The organism is Pseudomonas sp. 34 E 7, from assembly GCF_900005715.1.
GTDB lineage: Bacteria > Pseudomonadota > Gammaproteobacteria > Pseudomonadales > Pseudomonadaceae > Aquipseudomonas > Aquipseudomonas orientalis_A.
Window position 1 is genome coordinate 88,940 of the sequence record NZ_CVTX01000134.1, and the last position, 14,416, is coordinate 103,355.

Consider the following 14,416-nt stretch of genomic DNA (forward strand, 5'->3'; position numbering starts at 1 on the left):
AAGAGCGTTTTGCTTACTTTTGCGCTTTTCAAAAGTGAGCCGCCGTAAGGGCGGAACCCTAAGTAGCCGTTACCGCAGAAACGGATATGTACTCAACCCAATCCACCATCTTGGTCGGCCCAGAGGCCGCCATCAGGGGCAAGTCGAATCGTCGCACCGCCCCTCCCACATTTGGACCTCCGAGCGTCAGGAAGATACGCGTTAGCTCCCTCGCCACAGGTGCGGTGTCGCACCAAAATTGTGTAGATACCTATGCCCCGATGAGGCCCAGCCAGCCACTGCAACCCCCCTGTAAACCGCGCATAAAGCCATTCTTTACGCCATCTTTACGCCCCGCGCCCCGCCTCGCTCTCGTTCCTTTACACCCCTCCTGCGGACAATTGCCCCACACGCGGCACTCGCCGTTAAACGGAGAAACTTCCATGAGCGTTCTGGACGGGGTGTCACTGCTATTGGCCGTGGCGCTGTTCATTTATCTGCTGGTTGCGCTGTTACGCGCGGATCGGAACTAGGAGCGGGCTATGCACAGTTATGACTATTGGCTGATCATCGCCTTCTTCGCCGTGGTACTGGTGCCGGCACCGTTTCTGGGGCGGTTCTATTACAAGGTGATGGAAGGCCAGCGCACGTGGCTGACGCCGGTGCTGGAGCCTGTCGAGAAAGCCTGTTATCGCCTGGCGGGTGTGGACGATCAACAAGAGCAAAGCTGGCAGAAGTACATGCTGGCCTTGCTCGCGTTCAACCTGGCGGGCTTCCTGCTGTTGTTCGCCATCCTGTTGTTTCAGGACTATCTCCCACTCAACCCGCAGAAATTGCCGGGCCAGGAATGGACGCTGGCGTTCAACACCGCGGTCAGTTTCATGACCAATACCAACTGGCAGAACTACAGCGGCGAAGCCTCCCTGAGCTACCTCAGCCAGATGGTCGGCCTCACCGTGCAGAACTTCGTCAGCGCCGCGACCGGCCTGGCAGTGCTTGTCGCGCTTTGTCGTGGGATCGGTCGCAAATCCACCGCGACTCTGGGGAATTTCTGGGTCGACATGACCCGCGCCACGCTCTACGGTTTGCTGCCGCTGTGCCTGGTGCTGGCGCTGTTCCTGGTGTGGCAGGGTGTGCCGCAGACGTTCGCCCATTACGTTGATGCCGTGACGATGCAGGGTGTGGATCAAGTCATTCCCCTGGGCCCTGCAGCCAGCCAGATTGCGATCAAGCAACTGGGCACCAATGGCGGCGGCTTCTTTGGGGTGAACTCGGCGCATCCGTTCGAAGACCCGACGGCCTGGGCCAACCTCTTCGAAGTGGCGTCGATCATCCTGATCCCGGTTGCCCTGGTGTTCACCTTCGGTCACTACGTCAAAGACCTGCGTCAGAGCCGCGCGATTCTCGCGTGCATGCTGGCCTTGTTCCTGATTGGCGGCGCGACGTCGCTGTGGTCCGAGTACCAGCCCAATCCGACCCTGAATAACCCGGCCGTGGAACACACCGCGCCGCTGGAAGGCAAGGAAACACGCTTCGGCACCACCGGCACGGTGCTCTGGTCGGTGACGACCACTGCGGCCTCCAACGGATCGGTCAACGGCATGCAGGACAGCCTCAACCCTCTGAGCGGCATGGTGGCGCTGGTCAACATGATGGTTGGCGAAGTGATTTTCGGCGGCGTCGGTGCCGGTCTGTACGGCATGTTGCTCAATGTGTTGATCGCGGTGTTCCTCGCCGGCCTGATGATCGGCCGCACCCCGGAATACCTGGGCAAGAAGCTTCAGGCCAAGGAAGTGCAATTGCTCGTAGTGACCCTGCTGGTCATGCCGGTGGGTGTGCTCGTGCTGGGTGCCATCGCTGCCAGCCTGCCCGGCCCGGCCGGAGCCATCAGCAACCCTGGCCCTCATGGCTTCAGCCAGTTGCTCTACGCCTACACCTCGGCCAGTGCCAACAACGGTTCGGCGTTCGGTGGTTTCAGCGGCAACACCGCGTTTCACAACCTGATGCTCGGGCTGGGCATGTTGATCGGCCGGTTCGGTTACATCCTCCCGGTCCTGGCCCTCGCCGGTAGCCTGGCGATGAAGAAGACCGCACCGATTGGCCAGAACAGTTTTCCGACCCACGGCCCGTTGTTCGTGACGCTGTTGACCGTGACCATCTTGCTGGTGGGCGGCCTGACGTTTCTGCCGACACTGGCGCTGGGCCCGATTGCTGAACACCTGAGCATGGGCTTCTAAGTCAAGGGGATATGAGAATGAACATGTCTGTAAAAAATGCTGCCCCCGCGCGCACTCAGGAGCCCGCCAAAACCGCGATCTCTGCGTTGTGGCGCCCGGCGCTGGTCCAGGCGTTCGTCAAGCTGGACCCCCGTCAATTGCAACGTTCGCCCGTGATGCTGGTGGTCGAGCTGACCGCCATTCTGACCACCGTGCTGTGCTTTGTGCCCGATACCAGCGTGCCGACTTTCGTGGCCGTGCAAATCGCGGTGTGGCTGTGGTTCACCGTGTTGTTCGCCAACTTCGCTGAAGCCTTGGCCGAAGGCCGTGGCAAGGCCCGCGCCGACAGCCTCAAGGCCGGCAGTGAGGGCCTGAGCGCGCGCCGCAAGGAGGCCGACGGCAGCTTCAAGGTGGTACCGGCCACCAGCCTGCGCAAAGGTGATGTGGTGCGCGTCGCGGCAGGCGAAATGATTCCTGGCGACGGCGAAGTGATCGAAGGCATCGCCGCGGTCAACGAAGCAGCGATTACCGGCGAGTCCGCCCCGGTGATCCGCGAGTCCGGCGGCGACCGCTCGGCCGTCACCGGTAACACTCGACTGGTATCGGACTGGCTGCTGGTCCGCATCACCGCCAACCCCGGCGAGTCGACCCTGGACCGCATGATCGCGCTGGTGGAAGGCGCCAAACGCCAGAAAACCCCCAACGAAGTTGCACTGGATATCCTGCTGATCGGCCTCACCCTGATCTTCCTGCTGGTGGTGGTTACCCTGCAGCCGTTCGCTCACTTCGCCAATGGCAGCCTGCCCCTGGTGTTCCTCGTCGCACTGCTGGTGACGCTGATTCCCACGACCATTGGCGGCTTGCTCTCGGCCATCGGCATTGCGGGCATGGACCGTCTGGTGCGGTTGAACGTGATCGCCAAGTCCGGTCGCGCGGTGGAAGCGGCAGGGGATGTGCACGTGTTGCTGCTGGACAAGACCGGCACCATCACCTTCGGTAACCGTCGTTGCACCGCCGTGGTTGCGGCGCCCGGTGTCAGTGGTCGGGAAGTGGCTGAAGGCGCGTTGTTCGCCTCCCTGGCCGATGACACGGCGGAAGGCAAGTCCATCGTCGAATACCTGCGCGCCTTGCACCCCCAGGCCGAGCCGACGCTGGAGCAACTGATCGCCGTACCGTTCAGCGCGGAAACCCGCTTATCCGGTGTCGATTACCAGGGCCGCGTCTTTCGCAAGGGTGCGGTGGATTCGCTGCTGGCGTTTATCGGCCAGCAACGTAGCGACCTGTTACCTGCGCTGTCGCGGGAAATCGACAAGATCGCGCAGAGTGGCGGCACGCCGTTGCTGGTGTGCGCCGATGGCAAGTTACTCGGTGCGATCCATCTCAAAGACGTGGTCAAGCCCGGTATCCGCGAGCGTTTCGCCGAGCTGCGCAAGTTGGGCATTCGTACCGTGATGGTCACCGGCGATAACCCGCTGACCGCCGCCGCGATTGCCGCTGAAGCCGGCGTGGATGATGTACTGGCTGAAGCCACGCCTGAGAAGAAACTGGCGCGTATCCGCCATGAACAGAACGACGGCCGTCTGGTCGCCATGTGCGGCGACGGCGCCAACGACGCCCCGGCACTGGCCCAGGCCGATGTCGGCATGGCGATGAACGACGGTACCCAGGCTGCGCGGGAAGCCGCGAACATGGTCGACCTCGACAGCGATCCGACCAAGCTGCTGGACGTGGTGCAGATCGGCAAGGAGTTGCTGGTGACCCGGGGTGCGCTGACCACCTTTTCCATCGCCAACGACGTGGCCAAGTACTTCGCGATCCTGCCGGCGCTGTTTGCCTCGATCTATCCGCAACTGGGCGTGCTCAATGTCATGCACTTGCAGAGCCCGCAGAGTGCGATCCTGTCGGCCATCGTGTTCAACGCGCTGATCATCGTGGTGCTGATTCCCCTGGCCCTGCGCGGTGTGCGCGTGCAAGCCGCGAGCGCGGCCGCGCTGTTGCGCCGCAACCTGCTGATCTACGGCCTGGGTGGGCTGCTGGTGCCCTTTGTGGGCATCAAGGCGATCGACATGCTGCTGACGGCGCTGCACCTGGTTTGAGCCTGATCATTCCCACGCTCAGCGTGGGAATGCCGCCCCGGACGCTCCGCGTCCCACCGCATCACTGCACCGAGGAGTCTGAAATGTCCAACATCATCCGCCCAGCCCTGAGCCTGCTGGTACTCATGACCCTGATCACCGGCGTCGCCTACCCGCTGGTGGTGACCGGCGTCGCGCAAGTAGCCTTTGCGGACCAGGCCAATGGCAGCCTGGTGCGCGATGCCAGCGGCAAGGTGCGCGGCTCCAGCCTGATCGCCCAGGATTTCAGCGGCGACGGCTGGTTCCACCCACGCCCTTCGGCCGGCGCGTTCGCAACGGTTTCCAGCAGTGCCAGCAACCTTGGCCCGAGCAACCCCGCACTGGCCGCGCGTATCTTTGACGACGCGACTAAACAACAGGTGCCAGGCCAGGGGCCGGTACCGTTGGCCTCGCTGACGACCTCCGGCAGCGGGCTCGATCCACACTTGCCACCCGAGGCAATTGCCTATCAACTGGCGCGAGTGGCGGCCGCACGAAATGTACCGGTGTCGACCTTGCAGCGGCTGTTGGATGAACACATCGAAAGCCCGTTGGTAGGCCCGCCCGTAGTCAACGTGCTGGCGCTGAACATGGCCCTGGAAACACTCTGACCCCTGTGGGAGGGGGCTTGCTCCCGATAGCGCTGGTTCAGTTGAAATAGCTGTTACTGACACACCGCTATCGGGAGCAAGCCCCCTCCCACATTTGATCTTCATTGAACCTGACTACTTTGAACACCTGAGGAACCCCCGCGCATGAGCGACTCCGGCCGCGCCGATGCCCTGCTAGCCGATCTGCCCCGCAACGGCCGTGGCCGGCTCAAAGTTTTCCTTGGCGCCGCGCCCGGTGTAGGCAAGACCTACGCCATGCTCCAGGCTGCCCATACTCAACTGCGCCAGGGTGTGGCTCTGATCGCCGGGGTGGTCGAGACCCACGGCCGCGCCGAGACCGAAGCCTTGCTCAGCGGTTTGCCGCAACAGCCGTTGTTGCGCAGCGAATACCGGGGCGTAATGCTTGAAGAAATGGACCTCGACGGCCTGCTCGCGGCCCGGCCCAAGCTGGTGCTGGTCGATGAACTGGCCCATAGCAACGCTCCCGGCAGCCGTCATGAAAAGCGCTGGCAGGACATCCAGGAACTGCTCGCAGCCGGCATCAACGTGTTCACCACGGTCAACGTCCAGCACCTGGAAAGTCTCAACGACCAGGTGCGTGGCATCACCGGCGTGCAGGTGCGTGAAACCCTGCCGGACTGGGTGCTGCAGGAGGCCGACGAACTGCTGCTGATCGACCTGCCATCCCGCGAATTGCTCGAGCGCCTGCGCGACGGCAAGGTGTATGTGCCGGAACAGGCGCGTGCGGCCATCGATGCGTTTTTCACCCAGACCAACTTGATGGCCCTGCGCGAGCTGGCCATGCAGACCGCTGCCGCCCATGTCGACGACGATCTGGCCCAGGGATATCGCCAGCTCGGCCAAGCGGCGCCGGCGGTGCGGGGTCGCCTGCTGGTGGGGGTCGATGGCGATGCGCAAGCCGAACGCCTGGTGCGCCATGCCAGCCGTGTCGCCCAGCGGCGGCATTTGCCGTGGAGCCTGGTGCATGTCGACAACGGCCGCGCGCGGGATGAACAGTCACGGCTGCGCCTGCAGAATGCCCAGCAACTGGCTGAACGCCTGGGCGGTGAGGTGGTGTTGCTGCGGGCCGGCGAGGTGGCCAGGACGTTGATCCAGCATGCCGCCGAGCGCCGCGCCAGTCTGGTATTGGTGGGGCAGTCGCGCATGCGCTGGCGTCGGCGTCTGTTCGGCGGTGGCCTTGCCGCACGCTTGCTGCGCGATGCGCGGGGGCTGGAAATCAACGTGCTCGACAGCGACGATAGGCCAGCAGCGCCGCGCTTGCCGGATGTGCGTGGGCTGCGCTGGTTCGATTATGCCCTGGCCGTGGTGGCCACCCTGGTTGCCGCCGGCCTGGCATCGGGCGTGTCCAGCCTCTTGCCGTTGCCGAATATCTCGCTGGTGTTCCTCGCTGCGGTGCTGCTGGTGGCGGTGCGCAGCAGCCTGGGGCCTTCGCTGGTGTGTGCGGCGTTGTCGTTCATGACCTACGACTTTCTGTTTATCCCACCGAATTTCTCCTTCGCGATCCAGCGTGAAGAGGACGTCCTGACGCTGTTGTTTTTCCTGTTGATGGCGGCGCTCACCGGCAACCTGGCCGCACGCCAGCGTCGGCAATTACAGGCGCTGCGCGATACCCAGGAAGAAACCAGCGAGCTGCTCGACCTGTCCCGCAAGCTCACCGCCGCCACGGACCGCCAGGCGGTCATCAGTGCAGCGGCTCATCACCTGCAAGGCTGGAATGAGTTGGATCTGTGCCTGGTCAATCGCGACGGCCAGGACGGTTGGAGGATCGAGACTGGTGGCCCGCTGACCCTCACCGAGGCCGAGCGTGCCGCCGCCGACTGGGCCTGGCAGCACGACCAACCGGCAGGCATGGGCACCGGCACCTTGCCGTTTGGACGCTGGTGGTGGTGGCCGTTGTCGGGTGAAGAGGGCCCCCTGGGCTTGCTGGGCGTCAGCGCGAAAGCCGGCATGGAGTTGAGTGGCCAACGCCGTCGCCTGCTCACGGCCTTGAGCCAGCCGTTGGCCCAGGCGTTGGCGCGTGCGCAGCTGGCGCAGGAATTGGAGTCCGCGCGTTTGCACGGTGAGACCGAACAACTGCGCAGCGCCTTGCTCGCCTCCGTCTCCCATGATTTGCGTACGCCGCTGACCTCCATGCGCGGCAGTATCGACAGCCTGCTGGCGCTGGGTGAGGCGATCCCCTTGGAGGACCGTCGCGAATTGCTCGAAGGTACCCGTGATGAAGCCGAGCGCCTCGACCGCTATATCCAGAACCTGCTGGACATGACCCGCCTGGGCCACGGTGCGCTGAAGCTGGCGCGCGATTGGGTGTCGCCCGGGGATATCGTCGGCAGTGCCCTTGGCCGCCTTCGCGCCGTGCTGGCGCCTTTGCAGGTCGACACTGATGTGCCGCCGGACTTGCCCTTGCTCTATGTGCATGCGGCGTTGATCGAGCAGGCCCTGGTCAATGTCATGGAAAACGCCGCGCGCTTTTCGCCGCCCCAGGGCCGCTTGCAGTTGAGCGCCGGTGTGTCGGACGGCCAGGTGTTTTTTGCCGTAGCCGATGAGGGGCCGGGAATTCCGGAGGACGAACGGGCAAAAATCTTCGATATGTTCTACACCGCTGCGCGCGGTGATCGCGGCGGGCAGGGCACCGGCCTGGGGTTGGCGATCTGCCAGGGCATGGTCGGCGCGCACGGTGGGCACATCAGTGTGGCCGACGGTATTGAAGGGCGGGGCACCTGTATTACCTTGTTCCTGCCATTGCCTACACAACCTGCCCTGGAGCAAAACCTGTAGGAGCGAGCTTGCTCGCGAAGGTCGTTAACGATAAAGATGGCTTCCTGAATGTACGCGGCGCCTAGAGGTTTTTTGCGAGCAAGCTCGCTCCTGCATGGGTTGGTTTTTAATTGATTTTAACTGAGACACCATGAGCCAGACCTCGACGATTCTCGTCATTGATGACGAACCGCAGATCCGCAAATTCCTGCGCATCAGCCTGGCCTCCCAAGGCTATAAGGTGATCGAAGCCGGTAGCGGCAACGAAGGCCTTGCTCAGGCGGCGTTGAGCAAACCGGACTTGCTCGTCCTTGACCTGGGCCTGCCCGATATGGACGGCCAGCAGGTGCTGCGCGAGTTTCGCGAGTGGTCGACGGTGCCGGTATTGGTGCTCTCGGTGCGGGCCAGCGAAGCGCAGAAGGTCCAAGCCCTTGACGGTGGTGCCAATGACTACGTGACCAAGCCCTTCGGTATCCAGGAATTCCTCGCCCGTGTGCGCGCCTTATTGCGCCAGGCTCCGGCTGGGGAAACTCAGGAGGCTGCGTTGAGTTTCGGCCCGCTGACGGTGGACCTGGCCTACCGCCGTGTTCTGCTCGACGGCGTCGAAGTGGCACTGACCCGCAAGGAGTACGCGGTGCTGGCGCAACTGGCGCGGCATGCGGGGCGGGTGATTACCCAGCAGCAATTGCTCAAGAACATCTGGGGGCCGACCCACACCGAAGACAGCCACTACCTGCGCATTGTGGTGGGGCATTTGCGCCAGAAGCTGGCGGATGACCCGATGCAGCCGAGGTTTATCGTGACTGAGGTGGGGGTGGGGTATCGGTTGCTGGGTGCTTGAGTTTGCCGGGGCCTGAAGCGGCCTCACACACTTTGAATGTATTCACAGATCAAAATGTGGGAGGGGCGGTGCGACGATTCGACTTGCCCCCGATGGCGGCCTCTGGGCTGGCCGGGATGTTGGATTGGGCCGAGTACATATCCATTATTTAGGTAACGGCCACTTAGGGTTCCGCCCTGACGGCGGGTCACTTTGGAAAAGCCCCAAAGTAACCAAAGGGCTCTTGCCCCACCACTCGGCACCTCGCTCATGCTCGGTGTGCCCTCTCTCCGGCTTGAATCCGTGGGCCGCCGCAATGGGCCATCCCTGGCCCAGTGCGGCTAACCCGGCGTCCTGCCGGGTTACCCACGGATTCAAGCCTGCGTTCGGCCAGCGTGGTTTAACGGGGCGCCTGAGATCAAAAGCAGATCAAGATCAAGAGCGACTCGCTTCGCATCGTGGTACCGTTGGCTGCTACGGCCTACAACGTTCCCGATGAGGGCATCCATAACAGTCGGAGTTTCAGGCCTGCTCACTCTCATACCGATCCAGCGTATCGCTGGCAATTTCCCGCCCCAGCGCGATCAACTCCGGCGCCTTGTAGAACTCGAAAAAACGGCACACTCGCTTTGGCACGTTGATCAGCACATCCGGCGGGTAACCGGCGATTTTGTATTGTGCCAATGACGTTTGCATCACTTCGAAACTCTGGTTGATCAGGTCCAGCAGTGAGGCTGGCCCGACATTGTCGATGATGAACGAGCCCGTGGCCGACTTCGGCGCGCCGGCTTTTTCCGGGGCGGCGGCGGGTTGCTGGGATTCGGGCTCGGCCGAGTCCAGCCATGGATTGATCTCGGCGGCCTGGGCCTGCAAGGCTTCCTGCTCGAGCTTCATCAGTTGCTCGGCCTGTTTACGCCGAAACGGCAGGTGCGAGCCCAATGATTTGGCCAGGCTGTTGAAGCGGCTTTTGAATGCCGGCGGGCGCTGGATCACCGGCAGGTGATAGTGCTTCTGGTTGGTGGCGTTGAGGTTGACCGCAATGATCAGGTCGCAATGGCTCGACACCACCGGCACGATAGGCAACGGGTTGAGCAAACCACCGTCCACCAGCATGCGGTTGCCTTGCATCACCGGCGTGAACAGGCTGGGGATCGCTGCCGAGGCGCGCATGGCCTGGTGCAGGCAACCTTCCTGGAACCAGATTTCCTGCTGGTTGGTGAGGTCGGTGGCCACGGCGGTGTAGGGGATGCGCAGGTCTTCGATATTGATTTCGCCGACGATCTTGCGGATCTGCCCGAACACCTTTTCACCGCGAATCGCGCCCAGGCGAAAGCTCACATCCACCAGGCGCAATACGTCGAGGTAATCCAGGCTTTCGATCCAGTTTCGATACTCGTCCAGCTTGCCGGCGGCATAGATTCCGCCGACCACGGCGCCCATCGAGCAGCCGGCAATACAGGCGATGTCGTAGCCGCGTCGTTCGATTTCTTCGATCACGCCGATATGGGCGTAGCCCCTGGCCCCGCCGGAGCCCAACACCAAGGCAACACGTTTTTTCATGACCAGACCCTTCGCAAAACAGGTGCCCACAATGCACCCATCCAGGGGGCCGCTTCAATCCTTGGTGAGCCCTGAGAATATTTTTCCAGAATCGCTACGAGGCTCGGGTATGCTCTGGCAATAGGTACTACTGATTTCAGGCTAGGGACAAGGCACTTTTCCCTGTAGGCAACGTCTACAGGCTACGACAGATTTTGTATATTTTGAGGTGTCATCAATGAAAGCCTGGATGTGTGTACCTGTGATCCTGTTGGCCTTGGCGGGCTGTGCCGGGAAGACCGCGTATCGCGACAGCTGCGGGTCGCAGTTGGATGCCGCCTGGAAAGAACTGGACCTGGCCAAGGCCGAGGGCTTCGCCGGCACCGTCAGCTACTCCAAGGCGTTGTCGCTGTTGACAGGGGCCAAGACCCAGCAGCAATTCGAAGCGTTCGAAGGCTGCTCCAACAAGGCCGAGAAGGCGCGCTTCTATATTCGTGAGTCACGCGCCGGGCGTTGATCAGCCACGCATAGCATTTTTCATCGCAAAGGGAGGGCAGGATGTCAGCGCTGGTCAATCAGTTAGTTGCTCAGGTCATTGGCCTGGAAGTAGGGTTGCTGAGCTGCCAGGCTCGTCTTGCTGCCGTCACCGACGATGAAGCCTTGCATGATCTGCGCACCACGGTGCGCCGCCTGCGCAGCCTGTTGCGGCCCTTGCGCGGGTTGCCGGGTGTCGAACAGCTTGAATCCGCTGCCCGCACGGTCGGCCAATTGACCACCCCACTGCGTGACCGTGAAGTGCTGGCGGCGTACTTGCAACAGCACGGGCACCAGCAGGCAGCTGAGCGTCGTCTGCGCCTGCAGCCTGAGGCCTATCGCCAGGTGGCGCAGAGCCCGGAGCTTGCCCACCTGCTGCAGATCCTTGATGCGTTTCCACGCTTTATCCGTGCCTCCCAACACCAGAAATTGCTCAAGGGCCTGCGCTCACGCATCCAGAAACGCCTGGCCAAGCAATGGAAAACCCTTGAGCACGCGCTCAAGGATCCAGAACATGATCGCCACCGTTTGCGCTTGCTGATCAAGCGTGTGCGCTATGCGGCCGAAGCGTATCCCGAATTGGACAAGCTGCCGGCCAACGCCGTGGCCGGTTTGAAAAAAGCGCAGGGTGCTCTGGGTGATTGGCATGATTGCTGGCAATGGCTGCTCCAGGCCGAGCACCAGGCGGACTTGCAGCCCTGCGTTGCGACCTGGCGTGCCGGCATGGTCAAGGCCGAGGCACGGGCGGACCGTGTGCTCGACAAGCTCAGCGCCCATTGTTTCTGAACCGGTCCGGCTTTTGGCCGGAATAGGCGCTGTACCTGGCGGGGTGGATGGTTAAGATCCCCTCATCATTTGCTTGATGTGAGGTCGCCATGCGCTTTAGTGATTTGCTCGACGCTGCTCGCAGCCATCCGCTGGATGTCACCATTCCCGCCGAATGGGCCCAGGGCCGCGCCACGTTTGGTGGTCTGGTCGCCGCCTTGCAGTACGAGGCCTTGCGGGCGCAAGTGCCGGACGACCGGCCGCTGCGCTCACTGGCGATCACCTTCGTCGGCCCGGTAGCGCCGGATGTGCCGGCCAGTTATGAAGTTGAAGTATTGCGCGAGGGCAAGGCCGTCAGCCAATTGCTGGGTCGTGTGGTGCAGAACGGTGAAGTGGCGACCCTGGTCCAGGCCAGTTTCGGTGCGGCCCGCCAGTCGGAAATCGACGTGGCGAGCGAGCCGCCACCGGTGTTCAAACATTGGAATGAATGCCAGGAACTGCCGTATATCAAGGGCGTCACCCCCGAATTCATGCGACACCTGGCAATGCGCTGGAGCGTCGGCGGCCTGCCGTTTACCGGCAATAAATCCCGTGAAATGGGCGGGTGGGTGCGTTTGCGTGGGGATGTGAAGGAAGAGCCGCTGACCGAGGCGCATATCCTCGCACTGGTCGATGCCTGGCCCCCGGCGTTGCTCCCGCACCTCAATAAGCCAGCGCCGGGCAGCACCCTGACCTGGACCATCGAGTTGGTCCAGCCACTGCACGACCTGACCACCCTTGACTGGTGCCAATACCACGTCAACATCGAACACGCCCGCGACGGCTATGGCCACGCCGCCGCCGCGCTCTGGAGCCCGACCGGCGAATTGATCGCCCTCAGTCGCCAGACCGTAGTGGTCTTCGCCTGACGCTCAACGCGGGTGGCGCAGCCGCCAGGCGCGCCACCAGCCACCGCTGAGCACAAAGCGCGGAAACGTCACGAACTGCTCGACCACCAGGCGTTGCACCGCGTCCTTACGGTCGCTGAACGGCTCACTGGCCTGGGCTTCCAGGCTATGGCCATGACGCTGCAACGCCAGGCCCGCCACGATCCCGATCACGCCGATGGCAACACTGACCAGGCTCAGGCTGAACACACCGGAGACGATCAACAAGAAACCGATGATGAACAGCGGCACGGCAATCAGGTGCAAGGCCAGGTTGGCCGGGTGCTGATGGTTTTGTGGGTAATGACGCCATTGCCAGGCGGGGAGATTGGGGTGACGTTTGCCCATGATGGTGAATCCTCTGTCCGTTGAAACAACTTGGAGGGAGTTTAGGTTGAGATGGGCAAGGGTACGAATTAAGGCTAACTATGGAGTTCATAGGGGCGCATGCAGAATTTTTAAGATCTAGAAAAAATAATCATCTGGTCCATTTATGTATACATTCGGATCGCAAATTGAAATGGATTTGGCCTTGAATTCAATTAAAGAGCTTTTGTTGGTCGCTTTAAAGTGGAAATGATTATTTTCTTTAGTGATAACGACAAAGAATACTTCTCTAACGGGAATGTTGTGTATTTTTAATTCATGAATGCCATGACAATCAATACCCATTCTGCAGGTGTTGTAGCCTTTTCCTTCCCATTTTTTTGGCAAAATATCTGGAAACTCGGGTATGTCGAATCCTAACCCCACAGAAGGTCGATCATTTTCTATTTGCAAAGAAAAAAGAGCGATTTTTCCAATTTCTATGGGCATGCTAAAAATCTTTTCAAAAAAAATATTTTGATCTAATTCATTCCAATACTTCATCAGTTTTTCCTAAAGTTGTAATGATCCCTGCCGCCGTCTACGGTTCCGTTTCGAGGCTTTGCAATAGGTCGCAAATTGAAGTGCGCTTTTTGGTCTCCTATACCGTCCGCCCTGCCAAATTTATGCCCGGCAGAATGGTCCTGAATAAGAACCTTAGAGCCGTCTGCTCTCGTGAATTGATACACCCTTGAGTATATGGGTCTACCACTCTCATCTAATATGTGTTCATCATTCAAATCAGTCATTTTTTCTATTTTGTACTGTTTCGTCCTTCCTGACTTCGGATTTTTCATCACATCAGGATTTTGGGTCATCGGTATATTGGCGTCCCTTTTTGCTTGCCTAAACGCACCTTTGCGAGAGTGATCAGGTATATCCGGTTCAGCAGGCAAAGAGCAGGTCGGTTTTTTCTTGCCTAGGCCGGGACAATTCGCGTTCAGTCCCAGGGGATCAATCCATCCTGTAGGACTGGGCACATACTGGTACCCATTGATCCCACCCGCCAGCTTCACCGGATCGGGCGTCAGGTAGCGACCAATATCTGGATTGTAGTAGCGATGGCGGTTGTAGTGCAGGCCGCTTTCCTGGTCGTAGTACTGGCCTTGGAAGCGCAGCGGATTGTCGACTTTGCCGACGTCGAGGCGGCTGATTTCGCCGTAGGCGCGGTAGTGGGCGGACCAGACGATGTCGCCGTCGGGCGTTGTAAGTTCCTGCGGTGTGCCGAGGTGGTCGAGTTGGTAGTGGTAGGGCTTGGTCTCTTCCGGCCCGAAGCCTTCCAGCAGTGCCAACGGACGGAAGCTGTCGGGTTCGTAGAGGTAGCTGCGATGGTGATCGGCATGGTGTTCGGCGATCAGCTTATCGCCTTGCCAGAAGAACTCTGTGGTTTTCTCTTCGAGGGTTTTGCTGATGCGCCGACCAAACGGGTCATAGCGATAGCTTGCGGTTTGGCCGTTGGGTTGGGTGACGCCGATCAGCCGGTGCTGGCAGTCGTAGCGGTACTCGGTGACGAGTTGCTGGCCCTTGCCACGCCGTTCTCTTATTAGATTTCCAAAAGCGTCATAGTCGTAATGGTGATCGCCTTGGATCATCAGGCGATTACCCGCCACGATGTCCGGGCCCGGCCTGTCTTGCATAAGCAAATTGCCGGCGGGGTTGTGGCCGAAACGCTCCTGCACGTCTTGCGAGTGATCGGCGCGGGTCAGGCGGTTTAGTGGGTCGTAGCGGTAACGGTGTTCGCCTTTGCGGGTGTCGATCAGGCGGGCGAGGT

13 protein-coding genes are annotated in these 14,416 nt (G+C 61.0%); 9 read left to right on the forward strand and 4 right to left on the reverse strand.

The window, feature by feature from the left end; all coding sequences use genetic code 11:
• Positions 1–422: 422 nt before the first annotated feature.
• The 6 genes from kdpF to BFP96_RS12480 all read left to right on the forward strand — a co-directional run bounded on the left by kdpF (position 423) and on the right by BFP96_RS12480 (position 8,536).
• A complete protein-coding gene (kdpF, locus tag BFP96_RS12455) occupies positions 423–512 on the forward strand; it encodes a K(+)-transporting ATPase subunit F (RefSeq protein ID WP_003218754.1) in 90 nt (29 codons plus the stop codon).
• A gap of 9 nt (positions 513–521) precedes the next feature.
• Positions 522–2,216 carry a potassium-transporting ATPase subunit KdpA gene (gene kdpA / locus BFP96_RS12460; RefSeq protein WP_065936306.1) on the forward strand — a complete coding sequence of 565 codons (1,695 nt, stop codon included), beginning with the start codon at positions 522–524 and terminating at the stop codon, positions 2,214–2,216.
• A gap of 11 nt (positions 2,217–2,227) precedes the next feature.
• Entirely contained in the window at positions 2,228–4,291 is a 2,064-nt protein-coding gene (gene kdpB, locus BFP96_RS12465) for a potassium-transporting ATPase subunit KdpB (protein ID WP_256095209.1), read from the forward strand.
• Between the two features lie 83 nt (positions 4,292–4,374).
• A complete protein-coding gene (gene kdpC / locus BFP96_RS12470; RefSeq protein ID WP_065893601.1) occupies positions 4,375–4,920 on the forward strand; it encodes a potassium-transporting ATPase subunit KdpC in 546 nt (181 codons plus the stop codon).
• A gap of 144 nt (positions 4,921–5,064) precedes the next feature.
• Positions 5,065–7,716, forward strand: a complete 2,652-nt coding sequence (locus tag BFP96_RS12475) for a sensor histidine kinase (protein ID WP_065936307.1) — start codon at positions 5,065–5,067, stop codon at positions 7,714–7,716.
• Positions 7,717–7,846: 130 nt separating this feature from the next.
• Positions 7,847–8,536 carry a response regulator gene (locus tag BFP96_RS12480; protein ID WP_065893603.1) on the forward strand — a complete coding sequence of 230 codons (690 nt, stop codon included), beginning with the start codon at positions 7,847–7,849 and terminating at the stop codon, positions 8,534–8,536.
• A gap of 501 nt (positions 8,537–9,037) precedes the next feature.
• On the opposite strand, the gene BFP96_RS12485 is transcribed toward BFP96_RS12480, so the two are convergent.
• A complete protein-coding gene (locus BFP96_RS12485; protein ID WP_065886464.1) occupies positions 9,038–10,075 on the reverse strand; it encodes a patatin-like phospholipase family protein in 1,038 nt (345 codons plus the stop codon).
• 217 nt (positions 10,076–10,292) lie between these two features.
• Here BFP96_RS12485 and BFP96_RS12490 point away from each other — a divergent pair, with 217 nt between their 5' ends.
• From BFP96_RS12490 to BFP96_RS12500, 3 genes are all read left to right on the forward strand, one after another.
• Entirely contained in the window at positions 10,293–10,571 is a 279-nt protein-coding gene (locus tag BFP96_RS12490) for a hypothetical protein (RefSeq protein ID WP_003238638.1), read from the forward strand.
• Between the two features lie 41 nt (positions 10,572–10,612).
• Entirely contained in the window at positions 10,613–11,374 is a 762-nt protein-coding gene (locus BFP96_RS12495) for a CHAD domain-containing protein (protein WP_065936308.1), read from the forward strand.
• A gap of 89 nt (positions 11,375–11,463) precedes the next feature.
• The gene (locus BFP96_RS12500; RefSeq protein WP_065936309.1) at positions 11,464–12,261 is read left to right on the forward strand and encodes an acyl-CoA thioesterase; all 798 of its coding nucleotides are present in this window, start codon (positions 11,464–11,466) and stop codon (positions 12,259–12,261) included.
• Between the two features lie 3 nt (positions 12,262–12,264).
• Here BFP96_RS12500 and BFP96_RS12505 read toward each other — a convergent pair whose 3' ends face one another.
• The 3 genes from BFP96_RS12505 to BFP96_RS12515 form a co-directional block, all read right to left on the reverse strand.
• Positions 12,265–12,627, reverse strand: a complete 363-nt coding sequence (locus tag BFP96_RS12505; protein ID WP_065897476.1) for an Mpo1-like protein — start codon at positions 12,625–12,627, stop codon at positions 12,265–12,267.
• Between the two features lie 117 nt (positions 12,628–12,744).
• Positions 12,745–13,149 carry an Imm50 family immunity protein gene (locus BFP96_RS12510; protein ID WP_065897477.1) on the reverse strand — a complete coding sequence of 135 codons (405 nt, stop codon included), beginning with the start codon at positions 13,147–13,149 and terminating at the stop codon, positions 12,745–12,747.
• Positions 13,149–14,416: RHS repeat-associated core domain-containing protein (locus BFP96_RS12515; RefSeq protein ID WP_177343731.1), on the reverse strand; the 1,268-nt coding region annotated here is incomplete at its 5' end. The genes BFP96_RS12515 and BFP96_RS12510, both read right to left, overlap by 1 nt.

Coding starts and splice junctions, on each gene's coding strand:
- BFP96_RS12490 (WP_003238638.1), top strand. CDS start 10,293: ATGAAAGCCTGGATGTGTGTACCTGTGATCCTGTTGGCCTTGGCGGGC.
- kdpF (WP_003218754.1), top strand. CDS start 423: ATGAGCGTTCTGGACGGGGTGTCACTGCTATTGGCCGTGGCGCTGTTC.
- BFP96_RS12500 (WP_065936309.1), top strand. CDS start 11,464: ATGCGCTTTAGTGATTTGCTCGACGCTGCTCGCAGCCATCCGCTGGAT.
- BFP96_RS12495 (WP_065936308.1), top strand. CDS start 10,613: ATGTCAGCGCTGGTCAATCAGTTAGTTGCTCAGGTCATTGGCCTGGAA.
- kdpB (WP_256095209.1), top strand. CDS start 2,228: ATGAGAATGAACATGTCTGTAAAAAATGCTGCCCCCGCGCGCACTCAG.
- BFP96_RS12480 (WP_065893603.1), top strand. CDS start 7,847: ATGAGCCAGACCTCGACGATTCTCGTCATTGATGACGAACCGCAGATC.
- kdpC (WP_065893601.1), top strand. CDS start 4,375: ATGTCCAACATCATCCGCCCAGCCCTGAGCCTGCTGGTACTCATGACC.
- BFP96_RS12485 (WP_065886464.1), bottom strand. CDS start 10,075: ATGAAAAAACGTGTTGCCTTGGTGTTGGGCTCCGGCGGGGCCAGGGGC.
- BFP96_RS12475 (WP_065936307.1), top strand. CDS start 5,065: ATGAGCGACTCCGGCCGCGCCGATGCCCTGCTAGCCGATCTGCCCCGC.
- BFP96_RS12510 (WP_065897477.1), bottom strand. CDS start 13,149: ATGAAGTATTGGAATGAATTAGATCAAAATATTTTTTTTGAAAAGATT.
- BFP96_RS12505 (WP_065897476.1), bottom strand. CDS start 12,627: ATGGGCAAACGTCACCCCAATCTCCCCGCCTGGCAATGGCGTCATTAC.
- kdpA (WP_065936306.1), top strand. CDS start 522: ATGCACAGTTATGACTATTGGCTGATCATCGCCTTCTTCGCCGTGGTA.